Here is a 20326-nt window from a genome sequence, read left to right as displayed (position 1 = left end):
CTTCATGACCGGGCTTTGTGTTTTTAGCGTGTTAAACAGCCAGTGTTAGCATTTATCTGCAGGAAGAGAACTAAAACCCTGTCACCTCCACCATTTTCTATCTATATCAAGCCCTTATCTGATCGATTACTGGCCATTTTAACTGGTTTACTTTTGGCCAAACTCTGTTCATAGTGCGCGATTAGGGTTGTATCTCGTTTATAACTCGGTAGAGTAAGGGCATCTTGAGTTTGCCTGTCCCGCGCCGAGTTTGCCGGGTTCCAGGTGTAACTTGGCCAGTTTTATCAACCTTAAGTCAGTGGTATCGATATGGAACAAGTAAACAAGTCCACCTTCAGCGATGTACTGGAATATGTGCGTATGTCCCGTCGCCAGAACAAACTCAAGCGTGAAATTGCGGATAACGAGAAGAAGATCCGTGACAACCAGAAGCGCGTGCTGCTGCTCGACAACCTGAGCGACTACATCAAGCCGGGCATGAGCATTGATGATGTACAGGCGATCATCGCCAACATGCGTGCCGACTATGAAGAGCGCGTGGATGACCACATCATCAAGAACGCCGAGCTCTCCAAAGAGCGTAAAGAGCTGAGCACCAAGCTGAAGGGCATGAGCTCTCACAAATAAGCGTTCAGCTTTCGCTTAAGAGACACCGGCCACTGGCCGGTGTTTTGTTATCAGCTCGGATCTCTGCCACTCCTGCAACAATCGGCTCCCCTTTTTAGAATTGCCCTGTTACCATCACCACAAAGCGGTCAATAGTTTCAAGCCATTGACTTGAAAAGACTAAGCTTGAGTGAAACACAATAAATTGCGCAACCATGGTGGGGCTGATATGGGCGCATCAGAACAGACGGATTTGACACAAGTGGCATCTCAAGATTCATCTGTCCAGACCTCGGACGGGAACCCAAAGCGCAAGCGTCGTCCCTGGTGGCGTTGGCTGTTCTGTTTTCTCTTTTTATTGTGCCTGGGGGCGGTGATCGCTCTGGTTGGCTATGAGATGAAAACCTCGAAGCTGCAATCTCAGGAGATCTCCCGCTATGCTGCCAAGCTCACCTATCAGGTCGAGCCAGGCCAGAGCAAACAGATCGCCTTCCCTGAGGATGGCCCGTTCGATAAGCGGCTTGGCTATGTGCAACTGCCGATGATGCAGGAGCGTCTGCTGCAACGGGGCTATGAAGTCAGCAAGCAGGTGCATTTTTCCGACGCACTCTATGACTACGCCAGTCGTGGCTTCTTCGTGCCCTATACCGAGAAGGTGCAGGCTGGCCTGACGCTGCACGATTGCCGCGCCGAGCCCTTCTATCAATTCAAGTATCCGACCCATCACTATCCGGATTTTGACTCCATTCCACCGCTCGTCATCCAGTCGCTGCTGTTTATCGAGAACCGCGATCTGCTGAGCAACGAAGAGCCGTTGGCCAACCCGGCGGTCGATTGGCCCCGTTTTGCCAAGGCGGCACTATCTCAGGTGGGCAAGGCGCTCGATATGCAGGATCAATCTGCCGGTGGCAGTACCCTGGCGACCCAGGTGGAGAAGTACCGCCACTCGCCGGATGGCCTGACCCTGTCGCCGACCGAGAAGATCCGTCAGATGGCCTCTGCCAGCGTGCGGGCTTATCGTCTCGGGCCGGAAACCCTCGAAGCGCGCAAACTGGTCGCCTGGGCCTACCTCAACTCGGTACCGCTCTCGGCTGCTCCGGGATATGGTGAAGTGCATGGTCTGGGAGATGGTCTCTGGGTCTGGTTTGGTGCCAACGTCGATGACGTGAACCGTCTGCTGGATCCCGCCCGCAACCAGAATGCGCCGCTGGCCGAACAGGGACTTGCCCTGCGTCAGGTTGTCTCGCTGATGATTGCGCACCGCCGTCCCTCTTACTATCTGGCTCAAGGGCGAGAGGCATTGGCTACCCTGACCGACAGCTACCTGCGCCTGTTTGTGCAGGAGGGGATGATCACGCCATCTCTGATGGAGGCGGCGCTCAAGGCCAAGATTACGTTCCGTGACTTCCTGCAGTCCCCGGCTATCACCCGGGTGAACAATAACAAGGGGTTGCAAGTTGCCCGTACTCGCCTGAGCCGCCAGCTCGGGGTGCAGCTCTATGACCTCGACCGGATGGATCTGACCGCCGATACCAGCCTCAACATGCCGTTGCAGAACGAAATCTCCCGTTATCTGCAACAGCTGGCCGACCCGACGTTTGCCGCTCAGGTGGGACTGTTTGGTGAGCGCCTGCTCTCGCCGGAGAAGACCGGCGATGTGCGCTACAGCTTCACCCTGTTTGAGAAATCGCCGGAAGGGTTCAAGGTGCGGGTGCAGACTGACAACACCGATCAGCCGTTCGATATCAACGAAGGTTCCAAGCTGGAGTTGGGCTCAACCGCCAAGTTACGGGTACTGACCACCTATCTGGAGATCGTGGCCGAGCTGCACGACAACTATGCCGGGATGCCGGTCGAGAATCTGCGCAAGCTGGCTGCCGTTTCTCAGGACAACCTCAGCCGCTGGGCCATCTCCTATCTGATGACGGCTCAGGACAAGAGCCTGCCTGTGATGCTGGAAGCCGCGCTGGATCGCAAATACTCCGCCAGCCCCAACGAAGGGTTCTTTACCGGTGGTGGCATGCACACCTTCAACAACTTCCGCCGCGAGGATAACAATCGTATTCCGACGTTGCGTGACTCTCTGCGTGAGTCGATTAACTTGCCCTTTGTGCGGCTGATGCGCGATATCGTGCGCTACAGCCTCTACAAGGAGGGCAACCGTGCCCAGTTGCTGAAGGATGACAAGGATCCCCGCCGTCAGGAGTATCTGGCCAAATTTGCCGACAAAGAGGGCCAGACCTATCTGCTGCGCTTCTGGCGCAAATATCGCGGCAAGACTCCCGAGGAGCAGCTCGATACCTTCCTCGACGGTCTCAAACCGAGTGCGGTACGTCTGGCGGCGGTTCACCGCTACCTGATGCCGGAAGCCAGCGAAGCGGCTTTTGCTGCCTTCCTGGCGGAGCGGTTGCCGCGGGAGAAGCTGAGTGCCAAGCGGGTTAATCAGCTCTACGTCAGCTATGGTCCGGGCAAGTATTCCCTGCCGGATCAGGGCTACATCGCCCGGGTTCACCCGCTGGAGCTGTGGTTGCTGGCCTATCTCAAGGAGTTCGACAAGGCGACCTTTGCCGACGCGGTGGCAGCCAGTCGTGACGAGCGGCAGGAGGTCTACAGCTGGCTGTTCAAGACTCGCCATCGCAGTGCTCGTGACAGCCGGATCCGCACCATGCTGGAGGTTGAAGCCTTCCTCGATATCCATCAGCGCTGGGCCAAGCTGGGGTATCCGTTCGACCATCTGGTGCCTTCGCTGGCGACTGCCTTGGGTAGCTCCGGCGATCGCCCGGCTGCACTGGCCGAGCTGATGGGGATTATCCAGAATGACGGTATCCGCTCGCCAACCTTGCGTATCGAGCACCTCTCGTTCGCCAAGGGGACGCCCTTCGAGACCGAGTTTGAACCGCAGCACACCGAGGGTACCCGGGTGATGCCGGCAGAGGTGGCGGCAGCTCTGCGCAGTGCGCTCTCCAAGGTGGTTGAAGGGGGCACGGCAAGACGTATCGCCGGTGCTTTTACCCTGCCGGATGGCACTGTGCTGCAGATGGGGGGCAAGACCGGGACCGGGGATAACCGGATTGAAACAGTGGGCCGTTATGGCAACGTGACCAGCTCGCTGGCGCGCAACCGCACCGCGACCTTCGTCTTCTATCTGGGTGAGGATCACTTCGGTACCCTGACCGCCTATGTACCGGGTAGCCAGTCTGACAAGTTCCGCTTCACCTCGGCGCTGCCGGTGCAGGTGCTCAAGGGGATGGCTCCCCTGCTGACGCCTTACCTGCAACCGGGCTCCCATACCCAGTGTCTGGCGAACCAGTGATGCGAGCGAATGAACGCTCATCACGCAGATAACTAACCAGCAAAAACGGGGAGGCTGACAGCCTCCCCGTTTTTATTTCCTTATCGGGCGCAGCGGTGCTCGATTGCGATCAGGCATTCAGTACGAACTGCTCGATCACCTGAGCCACGCCATCTTCATCGTTGCGGGCAGTGGTGTGCTGGGCGAGAACCTTGATCTCGTCGGTGGCATTGCCCATCGCCACACCGAGGCCAGCGTACTCGATCATGTGGCGATCGTTGCCAGCATCCCCGACGCAGATCACCTGAGCGGCGGTCAGGCCCAGGTGCTCGGCCAGTGCGGCCACGCCTGTTCCCTTGTTGCTCTGCTTGTTCATGAACTCGAGGAAGAAGGGGGCGCTCTGTACCACGGTATAGCGCTCATAGAGTTCTGCAGGCAGTCGCTCGATGGCGCGGGAGAGCTGGGGCGGCTCGTCGATCATCATCACCTTCATGATCTGCTCGTCGGCAGGCAGGGTGGCGAAGTCGATCAGATTGATCGGCATGCCGATCAGGCGAGATTCGTGCTCGGTGTAGGTACTGACACGGGGACTGATGAGGCCACGTGTGACCGAGAAACCGTGGACGTTCACCTCCAGCTCGTCAGCCAGTTTGGCGACGGCGCTGGCGTCACTGCCGGTCAGCAGCTGGCTGCGGATGATGCGCTGATCGGCCACCTGTTGCACCAGGGCGCCGTTGTAGCAGATGACGTAGTCATGCTCTGTGGTGAGGCCGAGCTCTTCCAGATAGCGGCTCATCCCTTCCAGCGGGCGGCCGGAGGCCAGCACAACGGTGACCCCTTTGGCGCGCGCGGCGCTGATGGCGGCGTGGGTGCGGGGAGTAATCTGGCCCTGCGGGTTGAGCAGGGTGCCATCCATATCCAATGCGATCAGCTTGTACATCTCTAACTACCTGAGTCTGGGTGGCCCGCCCGGTGGGGCCAAGGAAGTGGCGAGTGTAGCGAAAATCGACGGCGGGATCACGACCGGTTCAGCGATGGGGCCGTGCCGGTTGAGCTATTTGTGTCCCTCGTAAGGGGTCATCTCCAGGGTTTCATCATGGATGGTCAGGCGGGTAGGGCCTCGGGTGATGGTAACCTTGCGTTTGAAGCTGGCCATCTCGACCTCGATGCCGGAGTAGAGGTGCTGGGTGGCAATGACCTCCATCTGAGCCATCAAGTTTCGCAGCTCTTCCTGGTTGGCGGTGAGCTGCTCATCAAGCTGGGCCAGTTCGGCCAGCTGATGGTCCCGGATCGGTTTGAGCTTGCGCAGGGTATCCGGATTGCGCTTGTCGCCGGGCAGTTGCAGCAACTTCATGACCAGCTCCTTGATTTTCTCCAGCTGGGCCTGACACGCCTGCTGGCGCAGCTTGAGCTGGTGTTCCTGCTCTTTGTGAGTGAAGTAGCCGCCAAGGATCTGCAGCCGGGTATGGTTGGCGGCCTCGGCCCCCAGGCTGGGGGCCATGATCAGGCGATTGGCAATGCTGGTGCCCCCCAGCAGTGTGCCTTTGCGCATGTTGCTATCGCCCACCTTGATGTCTTGTCCGCTGCGGGAGTAGCAGTGGCTGAGCTGGCTCTGGATCTGGATATCTCCCCCCGCTTCCAGCTGGGCATACTGGGCGTAGCTGGCGTGGATCTCCCCCTGCGCATTGAGCTGGCAAAGGTATTCCCCCTGCTCGTTGCGGCGGCCAATGATGCCGTGGCGTACCGTAATGCTGCCCCCAGCCTCGATCCAGCCCCCTTCGATAAAGCCGCCAATCACGATGTCACCGCTGACCCTGATCTTCATACCCGGGTTGACGTCGCCGCTGACGATTAAGCCCCCTTCAAAATCAATGTGGCCGTGGCGGGCATCCACCTGTTTGACGCTGAGCACCTCGTCCACCTTCATGCCCGCTTTCTCCTGACAGGGCAGGCCAGCCCGACCGGCAATCAGCAGGTCGGGATCGTCGGGGGAGATAAAGGTGCCCTCGCCAGCACTCATTGGGCTGTCTTTGCCATCCTTGGCGGGCAGATCCTGACCTGTCACGGTAAAACCGGGCACCCCGACGGTGGCCGGATGACGGCGCATCAGCGGAGCGCCTGCCTTGACGGTGACGATGGAGCCGAGATCCCGCAGATCGACCTTGCCATGCCCCAGCTCCTGCGGTTTGAGGATCCGTTCGGCCGGAGTCTCCACCAGCCGCTCATAGCGAGTGTCCTGACCATTGACGGCAGGCTGGCCGTTGGCAATCACCAGCTTGAGCTGACTGCCGGGGGCGGCCTCCTTGGCTGACTGGATGGCAGCGGTGAGCAGTTGCTCACTCACCCCCTGTTTGATTTCGCTGATGGCGATCGCCTCTTTCAGCTGTTCCAGCGTCACATACTTGCCACCCCAGTCGGCAGTGATCTGGGCGATGGCGCTCATGCGATCCTTCTCCACTATTACGGCGAGTCGGGCATCCTGACGCTTGCCGACAGGGATGGGGTTGGCGGGAACGGGGGCGGCAGGGTTGGTGAGCAGGGTATTAAGCAGGCTGATAGCCTGTTTGATCCCCTCGGGCAGCGGCTGATAGCGGCGACAGTTGGAAGCGAGCAGCAGAGCCTGCACATCCTGTTCCGTGACAGGTTTGGTGAGACCGGCGGCAATCCGCAGGCAGACCAGTTCCATATCGCTTGATAGCAGCAACCACTCTTTGCTTAACACCGCATCTCCTTGCTGGATGAGAACGGAACGATCGGCTCGTTCCTCTACTGTCATTTAATCTCTCAATGATTAATAAAGCGAGTCGCCAACCCTGAGAGTGGGCAGTATTCAGATATTTCCTCTGAATGGTCAATGAATTGAAGTCAAATCGGTGATGGCGGCCAGATAAATGTGGGCGCTGTTTGGAAACGGAGTGAAAAGACGGATCGCAGCGCCTGCGACATAGGGTCGCAGGCAGTGGAATGGCGGTTCTTATCAGCTGCGCTGGGCTGTTCTGGCCAGGGTGAGGTAATCGCCGAGCACCGGCTCACCCAGCATATGGCGGCGCAGCATGTCGAGGGCGGCAAAGGCGAGGATCTTGCGGCGGCTCTCCGGGTCGGGGTGGCTGACCTTGACCGTCTGACCGATGTGCATGCCATCGGCGCTGAGCAGCAGTGGTACACCCTCAGTGCCCTCGCGCCCTATGGTCAGTTGCAGGCCCGCATCGGCGGTCGGCAGTTGCGCCAGCTCATCGGCCAGTTGCGCGCTGAAGCGTGCTTCCAGCCGGGGATGGCCGTGACAAAGCGCCAGCAGCGCACCTCCACTCTCCCCCTCCAGCAGAGTCAGCTGTTTGTCTTGCAGCAGCGCAAGGATCTGCTGCGCCGGTTCCGTATCCCCGCTGCCAACCAGCCAGGGACGGATCGTATCCAGCAGTCGGTGCTCGGCACTCTCCATGTCAGCGGTACTGGCGCCGTGGCCGATCAGTTTCAGCTCGATAAGGGGCATGGAGGAGCGGTAACCCAGCTCGATGCTGGCTGGCCAGGGTTCGGCATCCAGCATATCGCTGAGCGCCGACTCCGAGACACCGAAGGTGTAAAAGCGACGCAGCTCGGTATCGATCTGCGCACCGGCCAGCTGTTTGAGGCGCGGCAGAATTTGCTCGCGCACCATCTGTTTGAACTCGAACGGCACGCCCGGAGTGAAGAAGAGCTGACTCTGGCCACTTCGCACCACAAAGCCGCAGGCAGTGCCGACCGGGTTGTCGAGGATTTCGCTCCCCTGTGGCAACCAGGCCTGTTTGGCATTGCTTTGTGCCATGGGGCGACCACGGCTGGCGTAGCGGGCCGTGATGGTAGCAAGCCAGTTGGGGAAGAGGGTGAGCGGCTGTTCAAAGGCTTCAGCTGCCGCCTGAGCAGTGAGGTCGTCGGCAGTGGGCCCGAGCCCGCCACACACCAGCACCACCTCGGCGCGGCTGGCGCTCTCTTGCAGCACGCTTTTCAGGTCGGCGAGGTTGTCCCCCACCGTCAGGCGACGGCGCACCTGCCACCCCTGTTCCAGCAGCAGAGCGCTGAGCCAGGCCGCGTTGGTATCCACCACCAGACCCGTCACTATTTCGTCTCCGGTACTGATGATCTCGATACGCATGGCAGGCTCCTTGGATTAAACGGGTGGCAATGGTTGGCCTCGGGCCAACACAATCAGGCTTTGTTGTGCTCGAAGTAGTAGCTGATCCGGGTACGCGGATTGAGGTACTCGAACACGGCGGGCGGCAGTCGTTTGGGGTGGATCACCTTGGCGATCGACAGTTCGGCTTGCTGCAGGTCGATGATGGCGGCTTCCTGACGGGGAATGCGCGGATCGTAGACCAGTACCGAGGGGTAGAGCAGGCGGGAAGCGTTGACCGACATCACCAGCCCCACCTGACCGTTGGAGAGTTGCACCACGCTGCCGGGGGGGTAGATCCCCATCAACCGGATCAGCATGCTGAGGTACTCCGGATTGAACTGCGCCTTGCGCTGCTTGTAGAGGCCGCTCAGGGCCGAGTAGGGCACCTTGGCCTGCATGTGGCAGAGGTTATCGTACTCGTTGATCAGCGACACCATCTGGGTCAGCGGATCGAGCTGGCCACCCTTGAGCCCTTCCGGCCCGCTGCCATCCAGATATTCATGGTGATGGAGCACGATCCCCTTCGCCTCGGCCGGGAAATCCTTGGCCAGATTGAGCAGATCCAGCCCGTAGCGCGGGTGCTGGGCCATCAGGTTCTGCTCCGGCTTGGTCAGCGGCTCGGTCTTGCGCAGGATCTGGCTCGGGATCTTCAACTTGCCGATATCGTGGAACAGCGCCCCCATGCCGACCCGGCGGATCTCGTCGGCCGTCATGCAGCACTCCTTGGCCAGCAGCATGCTGAGCACGCTCACATTGAGGGAGTGGAAGTAGAGGTTGTTGCCATCCTCGCTGTCGGAGACCAGATGCAGCACCATCTCGTCAACCGAGAGCAGCTGTTCGGTCATGGCGTTGACCAGTTCCTGCGCCTCGCCGATGGCATTGAGGGGGCGGGACTGGATCTTGCTCATTACGCTGCGCACCTGCGCCAGCGACTGCTGGAACTGCTTCTCGCACTGCTGCAGGTTGCGGCGATAGAGTTGCAACTGCTCGATGCGGCGATCCTTCTCCTGCTGCATCTGGGCCTGGCGCTGGGCGGCGTCTGCGCTCTCTTGTTGCTGAGGCTGTACCTGATTGAGAGGCTTGGGCGGAACGTCGCTCTTGTCAGGAATGATGGTGACCAGTTTCAGGCCGAGACGGCGGATCAGCTCGATCTCTTCTTCACTTTTGATCTTGAAGCTGGAAAACAGGAACGGGTGTTCGCGCCACCCCAGTGGCAGGGATACATAGTTGCCGACTTGCAGTCGATCTACGGAAATCTTGATACCGGTCATTATCTTGGAAGCAGGAGACACACTGAGCCGTATGCTAGTCAAAGGCGGGGGTGAATACAAAAGGTATCTGATGACAGGGCAGGAGCTTTATTATAGGCTTCTGGATGTCCAGACATATTTACTGATGCAGTACAGGGAGTAAGCATGCCGATCAAGATCCCGGATCAGTTACCCGCCGCCGAAGTGCTGGGGCAGGAGCACATCTTCGTGATGACGGAATCCCGGGCCGTCACCCAGAACATCCGCCCGCTGCGGGTGCTCATCCTCAACCTGATGCCAAAGAAGATTGAGACCGAGATCCAGCTGATGCGGATGCTCTCCAACTCGCCGCTGCAGGTGGATGTGGATCTGCTGCGCATCGATGACAGGGAGTCAAAGAACACGCCGCAGGCCCATCTGGAGAACTTCTATCACGACTTCGAGCAGGTGCGTGGCAACAACTACGACGGCATGATCATCACAGGGGCGCCGCTTGGGCTGGTGGAGTTCGAGGAGGTGGTCTACTGGCCGCGCATCGTCGAGATCATCGAGTGGTCCCATCAGCATGTCACCTCCACCCTGTTCCTCTGCTGGGCGGTGCAGGCGGCGCTGAAAGCCTTGTATGGCATGGAGAAACAGACCCACGGCGAGAAGCTCTCCGGGGTTTACCGCCACCATCGTCTTGATGAGCATGAGCCGCTGCTGCGCGGTTTCGATGACGAGTTCGTCGCCCCGCACTCCCGTTACGCGGCGTTTGATGGCGATCTGATCCGTGCCCAGACCGACTTGCAGATTTTTGCCGAGTCAGAAGAGGCGGGAGTCTATCTGGCGGCGACCAAGGATTGTCGTCAGGTGTTTGTCACCGGGCACCCGGAGTACGATGCCCTGACCCTCGATGGTGAGTATCAGCGGGATCTGGCGGCCGGGCTCGACCCGGCCATTCCGGTCAACTACTACCCGAATAACGATCCGGGCAAGACCCCGCGCGCCAGCTGGCGCAGCCATGGTCATCTGCTGTTTGCCAACTGGCTCAACTACTACGTCTATCAGCTCACCAGCTATCGGGTGGAAGATATCGGCAAGGTCTTTACCTACGACCAGGGAGGCAAATAGTCAGTCGCCCTGCGCCAGCCGCTTGGCCAGCTGGTCGAGCCATTGGCGGTGGCAGGCCAGGGTAAACGCCTTGGGTCTGTGGGCCTTGATGGCGGCCATCGCCTCTTGCTGTGGCTGGCCAAGGGTCATCAGCAGCGCGGCAGCGACCAGACCGGTACGACCGCTGCCCCCTTTGCAGTGGATGACTAGATGTTTGCCATCTCCCAGCAGCTCGCGCAGCTGCGGCAGCGCCTGTTGCCAGGCAGCCTCGAAGTCGGCATCGGGGGTCAGGTCATCCTCGATGGGCAGATGGAACCAGCGCATCCCTTCGTGTTCGACCTGCTGGCCGAGCTGCGCCAGTTCGAGCCGGATCAACTCGGCGCTTGTCATCAGGGTCACCACCCCGTGGGCACCGGCCAACCGCAGTTGATCGAGCGCCAGGGTCAGCGGCACCTGCTGGGTGCCGGGGCAGGGGGTCAGCAGCAGCTGACCGTCGACACGGGGAACCTCAAGGCTCCAGAAGGGGTGATACGGGTGCATGGCGGATCCTCGCGTGGTGGCCGCAGGGCTGCGACCGGTGAATGGCGCCAAGGATAGGCGGGGCAGGGGGGATGTCAATGGCCGTTGTGTTTGCCCCGGTTTACGGGCAGAGTCTAAAAAATTGAGCGGTTCAAGGAGTTAAGATGAGAAACCTGGATCAACTGGATTTGGATATCCTGGCCCATCTGTTTCGGGATGCGGGCATGACCAACAAGGATCTGGCCGCGCTGGTGGGCGTTGCCCCCTCCACCTGTCTGGAGCGGGTGCGCAAGTTGCAGCAGGATGGCGTGCTCAAGGGGGCGCACTGCGAAGTGGATTATCAGGCCCTCGGTGGCCATATTCAGGCCATGGTCTCCCTGCAGCTGGCCCGCCACAGCCGCCAGATCATCGATGCCTTCCGCGATGCCATTCTGGCGCTGCCCGAAGTGATCAGCCTGTTCCACATGGGGGGCAAGGATGATTTTCTGGTGCATCTCTGTGTCTCTGATACTGAGCACCTGCGCAACTTCGTCTTCGATCACTTCACCTCCCGCGAGGAGGTGGTGCACCTCGAAACCTCGCTGGTGTTCGAGCACAAGTTCAGCCGCTCCCTGCCCTGCTTTCCCCAGCCATAACGGCCAGTGCGCCGACAGTATGAATAGATGGAAAAAACCGCCAGCTGGCGGTTTTTTCCATTCTGCTATCGGCTGAATCAGCTCGGGTGGCTCAATTGGCGGCGGTGCGTTCATCCTTGGCCGTCTGATAGAGACTCTTCTGATAGGCCATGCTGCCCCACAGGGCAAGACCAAGGGCATCCTCCTTCAAGGCGTCCGGCTGCGCCGCCAGAGTCAGCTTCTCGCTGGCATAGTCGTAGACATAGCCCTCTGCCGCGCGCTCTGGTTGCAGGATCACCACATCTTTGCCGCGCATCAGGGCGAAGTTCTTGTCGTACTGCATGATGGCGCGCCCCGGCCAGTCGGCGGGCATGCGGGTCAGATCCTTGCCGAGCATGGGGTAGTCGGCACTGATCCCCATCAGTGAGAGCAGGGTCGGCGCCATGTCAATCTGGCTGACGATGCGCGGATCCTTCCTCGGCGCAATGCCGTCGCCCACGATAACCCCCGGAATATGGAAGCGGGGGATGGGTACCAAACTGGCGCCACTGACCCGGCTGTCGTGGTCGGCGATGACCAGGAACAGGGTATCCTTCCAGTATTCGGACTGTTTCGCCCTCTTGAAGAACTCGCCGATGGCGTAATCCGCATACTTGGCCGCGTTGTTGCGGGTCTGTTTGGGTTGCTCGAAGAGTTCGATGCGGTTGTCCGGGAATTCGAACGGATCGTGGTTGCTGGAGCTGAACACCAGACTGAAGAAGGGTTTACCCTCCTTGTGCAGCGCTTTGAAGGTCTCGTCGGCCTTGGCCATCAGATCCTCATCGGAGGCGCCCCAGGAGCCTTTGAACGCCGGATTGTCGAAATCCTTCTGTTCGACGATGGTGGTGAAGCCGTTGCCGAGGAAGAAGCTGCGCATGTTGTCGAAGTGACTCTCGCCGCCATAAATAAAGCTGGTGTCGTAACCCCGCTGTTTGAGCAGATCCGCGATGGTAAAGAAGTTGGTCTGGCTCTTGCCTAATTTGACCACCGCCTGTGCCGGGGTCGGCGTGAAGCCGGTCAGTACTGCCTCGATACCGCGCACCGAGCGGGTGCCGGTGGCGTAGAGCTGCTCGAAGGCCCAGCCCTGCTGCGACAGGGCGTCGATGTTGGGGGTAAGCGGCAGGCCGCCGAGGGAGCCGACAAACTGGGCGCCCAGGCTCTCCTGCAGCAGGATCACCAGATTCTTCGGTTTACCCTGGAAGCTCGCCTGGTTGAAGGTCTGGCTGGGCAGCAGATCTGAGTTGAAATCACTGGCCGGACGGCCACTCTCCTTGCGCATGACCTCGAGCACCTTCTGAGGGGTCATCTCGCCGTAAAACTGGCCGGCATCCTCCTCGGCGCCCATCTGTTTGATGGCAAAGAAAAGGGAGTAGGCGGAGTTGACTGTGAGCGAGTTGACCAGCGGATCCTCGGCAAAGGCGACCATGGCCGGGTTCAGGGCGCGGTGGCCGAGACTGGAGCGGGCACCGAGAAAACCTATGGCCAGAATGAGCAGGGCGAAGGCCGGACGCAGATACCAGCGGGGGAAGCTGAGACCACGTACCAGACGGCTGCTCAGCCACCAACCGCCGGTCAGCACGGCGCCACTGAAGAGTAACGCCAGCAGCAGCTCGGCTTTGCGCCCCGCCCACAGCATGGCGAACACCTCTTTCGGATAGATGAGGTACTCCACATAGAGACGGTTGGGACGCACGCCATACTCGGTGACAAACGAGGGGGTCGAGATCTCGAGGAACAGCATCAGCCAGAGTCCGACGGTCAGCCAGACGCGCATCAGTTGCAGCCAGCCTCGGCCGATGGCATGGGGGCCTGCCAGCAGCAGAGTGAGCATGGCGGGGACACCCCAGACCCAGCAGAGGGTCGCAAAGTCGACCCGGATCCCTTGCAGCAGCATCTCCTGCCAACCGGCCACGGCATCCACCCGTTCCAGTTGCCATATACCGAGGGCGATTCGGCTGAAAGAGAGGGAGAAAAGCGCGAGCGCGCAGAAGACGGCGAAGGGCCAGAACGGGCCGAGTCGCTGTTTTAGATCTGTCATGTTTGTTCCTGAATGAGACTCTAAACGTCTGTCCACAGACGTTTTTTTAGTTGTTGTGAGGTTATGACAGATCGAATTGGTTAAGGTTGCATTCAAGTTTGTTAAAAGTCGGCATTAACACATTTGTCATCTAAAAATGTGATGTCACGCCACTAATGAGCACAGCATAATCTGCTGGGTAAAATGTGAGCCACAGCGTGTATGGATGGGGAGCTGGTGTTTATAATTGCCGCGAATTATCTCAATCGGAGCCGAAGGGATGCCGGTCTTTATCGATGTCGAGTATGTGCGGGGATGGCGCCTGTTTCTGGTGTTATCAGATGGCACCACGGGTGTGCTGGATCTGACCCCCTGGCGAACCCAGCCGCTGTTTGCAAAGCTGGAGAGCGAGCGTCACTGCGCCCGGGTCTTCATCAACCGTCACCACCAGCTGGAGTGGCCTGTTGGCTGCACGCTATCCGCTCATGAGGTCTATCACCTCATCTCGCCCATCGATGAGCGGGAAGCCTTCAGCTAATCCCCATTTTTTGTGAGCCAACGCCAGATTCCTGTTGCTGGAATGTTTGCCCGTTTGCCTTTCTGAGCCAACTTGGGTAAAACCTGCGCAACATTTTGCCAACTTGCCTTCGCTTCATCTGACAGAGGCTTGCCGCTTTCGCGCCGCAGGCCTTTTTTGCGGCCTGATGGCAAACCTTTCCCTTGCTGAAAGGTTTGGTTGGTTGAATGAAAATAACAAAACAAACAAATACATAAGGAAAATGTATGGCTTGTCATATGCGCACACCCCTTGCCCTGCTGGTGGGCGGGCTCGCCTGTCACGGCGCGGTCGGTCAGGAACAGGTGCAACAGCTGGATCCCATGGTGGTGGTGGCAACCCGCCCTGCCAGCACCCTGGAGGTGACGCTGGATCCCAAGAAGCCCGGTTCCCCCATGCCTGCAGCCGACGGCGCCGGTTATCTGAAGAATGTCACCGGCATGAGCATGGTGCGCAAAGGGGGGCTCGGTGGCGACCCTGTACTGCGGGGGATGGGGATGTCCCGCCTCAACGTGCAGATGGATGGCGGCATGCTGGCCGGTGGGTGTGGCGGCCGGATGGACCCGCCTACCGCCTATGTGTTTCCCCAATCCTTTGACCGGATCCGGGTGCTGAAGGGGCCGCAATCCCTCGAGCAGGGGGCCACTCTGGCGGGAACCGTGCTGTTCGAGCGAGACAGGCCGGAGTTCACCGCACCGGGCCTCAAGGCCGATGCCTCGGCCCTCTATGGCAGTTTTGGCCGCGATGACCAGATGGTGGATATGACGGCGGGTTCGACCGACGGTTATCTGCGCGGTCAGTTCACCCACTCCGACAGCGACGATTACCGCGATGGTCACGGTAACAAGGTGCGATCTTTCTATCGCCGCGAGAACGGCACCGCCCAGTTGGGCTGGACGCCGGGGGAGCACACCTGGCTGGAACTCACCGCCGAGCGCAGCAACGCCCGCGCCGCCTATGCGGACCGCACCATGGATGGCCCCATGTTTGATCGCGAATCCTTCGGGCTGAAGCTCAAGCAGGAGCAGATTACCACTCACTGGCAGCGCAGCGAGCTGACCCTGTGGGACAACTACATAGACCACATCATGGACAACTTCAGCCTGCGGCAAAACAGCGGCATGAAGATGCTCTCCAACCCGGATCGCCGCAACACCGGCGGTCGCTGGGCCAACGACATCGCCTTGCCAGCAGACTGGCTGCTGACCGCCGGGCTCGACAGCAACCGGGATAAGCACCGCAGTCGGAGTGGGGTCGACTATGCCACCAAGGATCGCCAGCGCACCCTGCGTTTCGAGCAGCAGGGCGGCTTCGCCGAACTGGGTCGTCAGCAGGGGGCTCACAGCTACAAGGGCGGTTATCGTCAGGATAGGGTCGAGACAACTCGCTATGGTGCGGGGGATCAGACTCTCTACAGTGAGACCGAACACCTCGACAGCGGTTTCGGTCGCTATGAGTACCAGTGGTCGCCCCGCTGGTCCAGTTATCTGGCGTGGGGACAGGCAGAGCGGGCGCCGGACTACTGGGAGCGCAGCAAGGACAGTACCCCGTTCACTCTCAACCCGGAGCGTAGCCGCCAGTGGGATGCGGGGTTGGCTCTGCGCAGCCGCGAGCTGGACCTGACCCTCTCCCTCTTTAGCGCCGATATCAAGGACTACCTGCTCTACAACAGCAAGTCGAACAAGGTGCGCAATATCGATGCCCAGACCCGGGGTGGCGAGCTGGAGGGGCGCTGGCAGTTTGCCGAGCAGTGGCGCCTCGACGGCGGTCTGGCGGTGGTCTACGGAGAAAACCAGAGCGACAACAAGCCGCTGGCCCAGATGCCGCCGCTTGATGGCAAGCTGGCGTTGGGCTGGCAGCCGGACGAGGCGCTGAGCTTTACCCTGCTGGGGCGCGCCGTGGCGGCGCAGGATCGGGTGGATGTGGGTTCCGGCACGGTCGCCGGCCAGGATCAGGGCGAGACCCCGGGCTTCTTCACCATGAACCTGAGCGGCGCCTGGCAGTTTGCCAAGGGGTGGCAGCTCTCGGCCGGGGTAGACAACCTGTTCGACATCTTCTACTACGAGCACCTCTCCAAGTCAGTACACGCCAGTCAGGCGGGGTTGGGCTATGAGCAGAGCGGCCGCATCCCCGAGCCGGGTCGCTCGTACTGGCTCTCGGTCAACTACCGTTTTGCCTCGGCAGGGGTGCTCTAACCAGTTGAGTCAGATAACGTTTTCAGTCACAGACACCGCTGTGTGAGCATCGCTATCATGGTGAAAAACAGGCGTATCAGACGCCTGCTCTCACAGCGGGAACATAACAATGAAACAGGGAACGTTACGCTATGGCGGCCTGCTCGGGGCCGCCCTGTTACTTGCGGCTTGCGGCGGCAGCGGTAGTTCAGGTGGGGAGAGTTCTCCCCCCGTCGTCAATCCGCCGGTCACCCACCCTCCGGTCGCCACGGCCAGTCGTGCTTGCTATGGCGACGATCAACTTGCCTGCAACCTGCGCATCTATCAGGTAATGGTGGAGTCGTTTGCCGATGGTGACGGCAGTGCCAACTACGGCGTCGGCTATGGCCCCTCCCAACACAACGGCGATCTGCAGGGGATCATCGACAGTCTCGACCACATCAAAAGTCTCAACGTCAACGCTATCTGGCTCACCCCGGTGTTCGACTCCTGCGCGGGGCAAGGCGGCGATAACAAGCTCGATGCCACCGGCTACTTCGCCTGCGACTTTTTTACCGTTGATCCCAACTTTGGCAGCAATGCCAAGCTCAAACAGCTGGTGGATGCAGCGCATCAGCGCGGCCTCTATGTCTTCCTCGACGGGGTGTTTGGCCACGTCAACAAGGTGGGGGTGAGCAAGCCCTCGCCAGAGGGGCGTCTGCCAGCCCTCACCAGCGGCGGTGCGGGTTATCCCGGCCAGCTGGTGGATTACAGCAAGCCGGAGAGCCTCGCCTACTTCAAGGAGGTAGCCCGCTACTGGGTCGAGCAATACGGCATCGACGGTTGGCGTCTCGATCAGGCCTATCAGCTTGGGCTGGATGATTGGCGTGCAATTCGCAGCGAGGTGGAGCAGGCCAGCGCAGCGCGCAAGGCCGCCGGTCAGCAGTGGGGCACCCTTGGCTACATGGTGGGCGAGGTGTGGAAGGGGGCTGACGATATTCGCGCCCAGGCTTATGGCAGCAGCGACAATCCGGCGCTCTCCTCGGCCTTTGACTTCCCGTTGCGTTACGGCATCCTGCAGGCACTGGCGGTGGAGGAGTCCGGCAAGGGCGGCCAGGGGGCCAGCGTGCTTGATGCCAGCTGGAACAAGGTGGAGAACTACCCGAATCATGCCATGCCGAACCTGATGCTGGGCAACCACGATCTGGTGCGTTTTGGTGATCTGCTGGAGCGCGGCAACTTCAAGTCGACCGAGTACTGGCAGCGCCACAAGGCAGCCTTCAGCTTTATGGCGGCCCGCTCCGGCCCCATCACCTTCTACTATGGCGAGGAGTTTGGCGACGAGGTGCCTGGCTTTGCTGCCAAAGTCAGCGGTGACTGCGCAGCGCAGGGCTTGTGCGACGACCATGTGGCCCGCAGCGATGGCAAGGTGCCCGCTGTCACCGGCTTTGTGCCGGGTAGCGAACAGGCCGAGCTGAAAGAGTGGCTCGCCCAGTTGCTGGCGATGCGTGCTGCCCACCCCGCCCTCTATCAGGGAGAGCGAGTCAAGCTGGTGGCCGATGGCAGCCTCTATGGTGACATCAAGCAGACGGCGGGGGAGCAGATAGTCTACCTGCTCAACCTCTCCACCACGGCGCTCAGCTACAACCTGCCTACAGGCAAGCTGCGCAGCGGCAGCGCGCTGGTGGATCTGCAAAGCGGCGAGAGTCTGGCCATCGGCGGCAGCAGCGTAACGGTGGAGATACCGCCCTTGAGCGGGCGTTTCCTGCGTCTGCAATAAGACAGCCGCAGCACGCTTTGATATGAGAGAGGGCCCCTTCGCGGGGCCTTCTCTGTCATTGGGGGCGACAAGGTCAGGACCGGTTATGCGGTGGTCTGGCCCCGGTTTTCCAGCCGCTGGCGGAAGGCGCGGGCCAGTCGCTCGTAGAGATCCTGCGCCTCCTTGTCTTCGATATCGCCGCGGATCCAGGGGTTGTCGACGATCTCCAGCAGCACGCAGTCGCGCCCCTGCTGGCGCAAGTCGAGCCCGTAGAGGCCATTACCGAGTTGATGCACGGCGCGGCGGGCGGTCTGCAGCACCCGCTCCGGCACCTCGTTGAGTGGCAGCGCCTCGATGCGGCTCATGTCGAGGGGGTGCTTGCGCCGGCGAATGCGGTTGCCGGGTTCGGGCCGATAGCGGCGGCAGGCAAACAGCGGCGAGCCATCGAGAAAGCCGATGCGCCAGTCAAACTCGGCGGGGATCCGGCTCTGCACCAGCAGCAGGGCGGAGCGGCCCAGCCCCTCGTCCAGCAGCCGGGCCAGCTGCTGCTCGTCGCTGGCCAATGCGAGATCGCGCCCCTGTGCCCCGTCGGGCACCTTCACCATCAGCGGCAGGCCAAGCCGCTGTACCAGCTCATCCACATGGTGGCGGCCGCGGCGGGTGACCACCATGGTGGGCGGCATGGGCACGCCGCTGCGCACCATCAGCTCGTAGAGGTAGAGCTTGTTGCTGCAGGCGAGGATGGCGCGGGAGCTGTCGATCACCGGCATCTTCAGTTGCTCGGCGCGATGGGCAAATTCGAAGGTGTAGTGGCCGACCGCGGTTTCGGCACGCAGCCAGAGGGTGTCGAACTCCGGCAGCCGCTCGATGGCCGACGGTGGCAGGATCTCGGCCCGGATCCCTTGCGCGGCGGCAGCCCGGATAAAGCGTTCCAGCGCCAGCCCGTCACTGCTGGCACGGCCATCATCGGGGTCGACCAGAATGGCGAGCTGGTAGAGCGGCGCCGCCTGCTCCTCATCACCGGTCCCCACCAGCGCCTGAGCGTGGTGCAGCATTAACTCTTTCTCGCTTGGGCTCAGCTCCAGCGGCGACAGGCTCTGCTGCTGGCGCACCGACCAGCCGTGGCGGCCGCGCTTGAGGGTTAGTTCCTGCAGCGGCAGTTGGCTCAGGCCATAGTAGTAGCGGGCCAGCCCCGCCAGCTCGCTCTGTTCACACTGGCCGAAGATGGCGCGCACTCGAATCCGATCCTCGCTCTGCTGGGCCAGCCATCCCTGCGCCTTGCGCCACAGCTTGGCCGGTGGCTGCTGGGGTTGCAGTCGGCTGATGGCTTGCAGACCCGGCAGGCAGTGGTGGCCGCGGGCCTGGGCCAGCAGCGAGCAGTAGTATCCTGCGCTCAGGTGTTCCAGATTGCGGCAGAGGTTGATGATGCGGGGTCGGCCGCCGGTGGTCGGCACGCCATGTTGCAGATAGGTGCGGGCGGTCAGCAGATAATCGGCATGGCAAGGCCAGTCGCCCAGCTCTTCGACGATGACATAGGTACTCATATTTTCGGCTCCACAGATCAGACTGCCTGAACAGGCAGGATCCCCAGTGGGCTTCGATGCACCGACAAGCACGACAATGGCGCGAGGGGAAACAAGAGGTTACAGTGCCTAATATGACGCCTTGGTAACTTGTGATACAAGTCGCATTTTTGGTGCTGAGGATAAATAACCGAACAAGGACTCCCCGTGTTGACCGTACGTGCGGCCCGAACCGATGATCTGGGCGCCATCGTTAATCTTGAACGCTACTGTTTTCCTCCCGAAGTCGCCTTTGGCCGCAGCCGCTGGCACTATCTGCTGGCCCACGCCAAGGGGCGCACCCTGTTGCTGCTGGACGAGAAACATCAGCTGATGGGCTATCTCTGCCTGCTGGAGCACAGAGGCTGGGATCGGCTGGTCATTCAGGCGCTGGCTATCCGCTGGACGGTGCGTCGTCTGGGCTGGGCCCGCCGTCTGCTGGAGCAGGTGATCCGCGAGGGCAAGGCCGCTGGCTGGGGGGCGATTCGCCTCGAAGTGGGGGATGCCAACGCAGAGGCGCTGGCGCTCTATCAGGGATTGGGATTTCGTCCCCAGCAGCGGCTGGCGGACTACTATGGCCGCGACCAGCACGCCCACCGGCTGGTGCTGCCGCTGGTGAGCGACGAGGAGCGTGAGCGGCGCAGAGTGGCTCGCACTCAGGCGCGCAAGCCCTCTGCACAGGCCAACTGATCATGTTGAACGAGCAGAATCGAGGAGCAG

At 60.7% G+C, this 20326-nt stretch carries 16 protein-coding genes; 8 read left to right on the top strand and 8 right to left on the bottom strand.

Annotated features, from left to right (window positions below; genetic code table 11):
* Nucleotides 1-309: 309 nt before the first annotated feature.
* Nucleotides 310-627: a PTS system regulator TmaR gene (gene tmaR / locus AACT07_RS06385; RefSeq protein WP_005336024.1), complete on the top strand. Its 318-nt coding sequence runs from the start codon at nucleotides 310-312 to the stop codon at nucleotides 625-627.
* 208 nt (nucleotides 628-835) lie between these two features.
* Nucleotides 836-3919 (top strand): transglycosylase domain-containing protein, encoded by a 3084-nt coding sequence (locus AACT07_RS06380; protein ID WP_069526958.1) that lies wholly within the window; start codon nucleotides 836-838, stop codon nucleotides 3917-3919.
* A gap of 109 nt (nucleotides 3920-4028) precedes the next feature.
* Here the strand turns inward: AACT07_RS06380 and yidA are convergent, their stop codons facing one another.
* From yidA to AACT07_RS06360, 4 genes are all read right to left on the bottom strand, one after another.
* On the bottom strand, nucleotides 4029-4838 hold the full coding sequence (yidA, locus tag AACT07_RS06375; protein ID WP_069526957.1) for a sugar-phosphatase: 810 nt from the start codon (nucleotides 4836-4838) through the stop codon (nucleotides 4029-4031).
* 114 nt (nucleotides 4839-4952) lie between these two features.
* Nucleotides 4953-6620, bottom strand: a complete 1668-nt coding sequence (locus AACT07_RS06370) for a DUF342 domain-containing protein (protein ID WP_021231653.1) — start codon at nucleotides 6618-6620, stop codon at nucleotides 4953-4955.
* Between the two features lie 255 nt (nucleotides 6621-6875).
* Nucleotides 6876-8024 carry a CinA family nicotinamide mononucleotide deamidase-related protein gene (locus AACT07_RS06365; protein ID WP_069526956.1) on the bottom strand — a complete coding sequence of 383 codons (1149 nt, stop codon included), beginning with the start codon at nucleotides 8022-8024 and terminating at the stop codon, nucleotides 6876-6878.
* 53 nt (nucleotides 8025-8077) lie between these two features.
* Complete coding sequence (locus AACT07_RS06360; RefSeq protein WP_042081904.1) at nucleotides 8078-9316, bottom strand: HD-GYP domain-containing protein; 1239 nt, start codon at nucleotides 9314-9316, stop codon at nucleotides 8078-8080.
* Between the two features lie 144 nt (nucleotides 9317-9460).
* Between AACT07_RS06360 and metA the strand changes: the two genes are divergently transcribed.
* Nucleotides 9461-10408 carry a homoserine O-acetyltransferase MetA gene (gene metA, locus AACT07_RS06355; RefSeq protein WP_069526955.1) on the top strand — a complete coding sequence of 316 codons (948 nt, stop codon included), beginning with the start codon at nucleotides 9461-9463 and terminating at the stop codon, nucleotides 10406-10408.
* Here the strand turns inward: metA and AACT07_RS06350 are convergent, their stop codons facing one another.
* Nucleotides 10409-10927, bottom strand: a complete 519-nt coding sequence (locus AACT07_RS06350; RefSeq protein WP_069526954.1) for a cyclin-dependent kinase inhibitor 3 family protein — start codon at nucleotides 10925-10927, stop codon at nucleotides 10409-10411.
* Nucleotides 10928-11070: 143 nt separating this feature from the next.
* Here AACT07_RS06350 and AACT07_RS06345 point away from each other — a divergent pair, with 143 nt between their 5' ends.
* A complete protein-coding gene (locus tag AACT07_RS06345) occupies nucleotides 11071-11541 on the top strand; it encodes an Lrp/AsnC family transcriptional regulator (protein ID WP_005336001.1) in 471 nt (156 codons plus the stop codon).
* 91 nt (nucleotides 11542-11632) lie between these two features.
* On the opposite strand, the gene AACT07_RS06340 is transcribed toward AACT07_RS06345, so the two are convergent.
* Nucleotides 11633-13597 carry an LTA synthase family protein gene (locus tag AACT07_RS06340; protein ID WP_069526953.1) on the bottom strand — a complete coding sequence of 655 codons (1965 nt, stop codon included), beginning with the start codon at nucleotides 13595-13597 and terminating at the stop codon, nucleotides 11633-11635.
* A gap of 259 nt (nucleotides 13598-13856) precedes the next feature.
* Between AACT07_RS06340 and AACT07_RS06335 the strand changes: the two genes are divergently transcribed.
* Nucleotides 13857-14114, top strand: a complete 258-nt coding sequence (locus AACT07_RS06335; protein ID WP_005335997.1) for a DUF2442 domain-containing protein — start codon at nucleotides 13857-13859, stop codon at nucleotides 14112-14114.
* On the opposite strand, the gene AACT07_RS06330 is transcribed toward AACT07_RS06335, so the two are convergent.
* Nucleotides 14111-14371: a hypothetical protein gene (locus tag AACT07_RS06330; RefSeq protein ID WP_139123754.1), complete on the bottom strand. Its 261-nt coding sequence runs from the start codon at nucleotides 14369-14371 to the stop codon at nucleotides 14111-14113. The two genes, AACT07_RS06335 and AACT07_RS06330, sit on opposite strands and share 4 nt — an antisense overlap.
* Here AACT07_RS06330 and AACT07_RS06325 point away from each other — a divergent pair.
* On the top strand, nucleotides 14360-16327 hold the full coding sequence (locus AACT07_RS06325; protein WP_069526952.1) for a TonB-dependent copper receptor: 1968 nt from the start codon (nucleotides 14360-14362) through the stop codon (nucleotides 16325-16327). The two genes, AACT07_RS06330 and AACT07_RS06325, sit on opposite strands and share 12 nt — an antisense overlap.
* Before the next feature lie 109 nt (nucleotides 16328-16436).
* A complete protein-coding gene (locus AACT07_RS06320) occupies nucleotides 16437-18065 on the top strand; it encodes an alpha-amylase family glycosyl hydrolase (protein ID WP_069526951.1) in 1629 nt (542 codons plus the stop codon).
* 83 nt (nucleotides 18066-18148) lie between these two features.
* Here AACT07_RS06320 and AACT07_RS06315 read toward each other — a convergent pair whose 3' ends face one another.
* Nucleotides 18149-19588, bottom strand: coding sequence for a RimK family protein (locus AACT07_RS06315; protein ID WP_069526950.1), 1440 nt, complete (start codon nucleotides 19586-19588; stop codon nucleotides 18149-18151).
* 186 nt (nucleotides 19589-19774) lie between these two features.
* On the opposite strand from AACT07_RS06315, the gene AACT07_RS06310 reads away from it, so the two are divergent.
* Nucleotides 19775-20296 (top strand): GNAT family N-acetyltransferase, encoded by a 522-nt coding sequence (locus AACT07_RS06310; RefSeq protein WP_069526949.1) that lies wholly within the window; start codon nucleotides 19775-19777, stop codon nucleotides 20294-20296.
* The last annotated feature ends 30 nt before the right edge of the window (nucleotides 20297-20326 follow it).

The sequence above is a fragment of the Aeromonas sp. ANP5 genome (genome assembly GCF_963870295.1).
Lineage (GTDB): Bacteria > Pseudomonadota > Gammaproteobacteria > Enterobacterales > Aeromonadaceae > Aeromonas > Aeromonas veronii.
The sequence above is the reverse complement of the archived record's forward strand: the minus strand, read 5'-3'. Positions and strand labels throughout refer to the sequence as shown.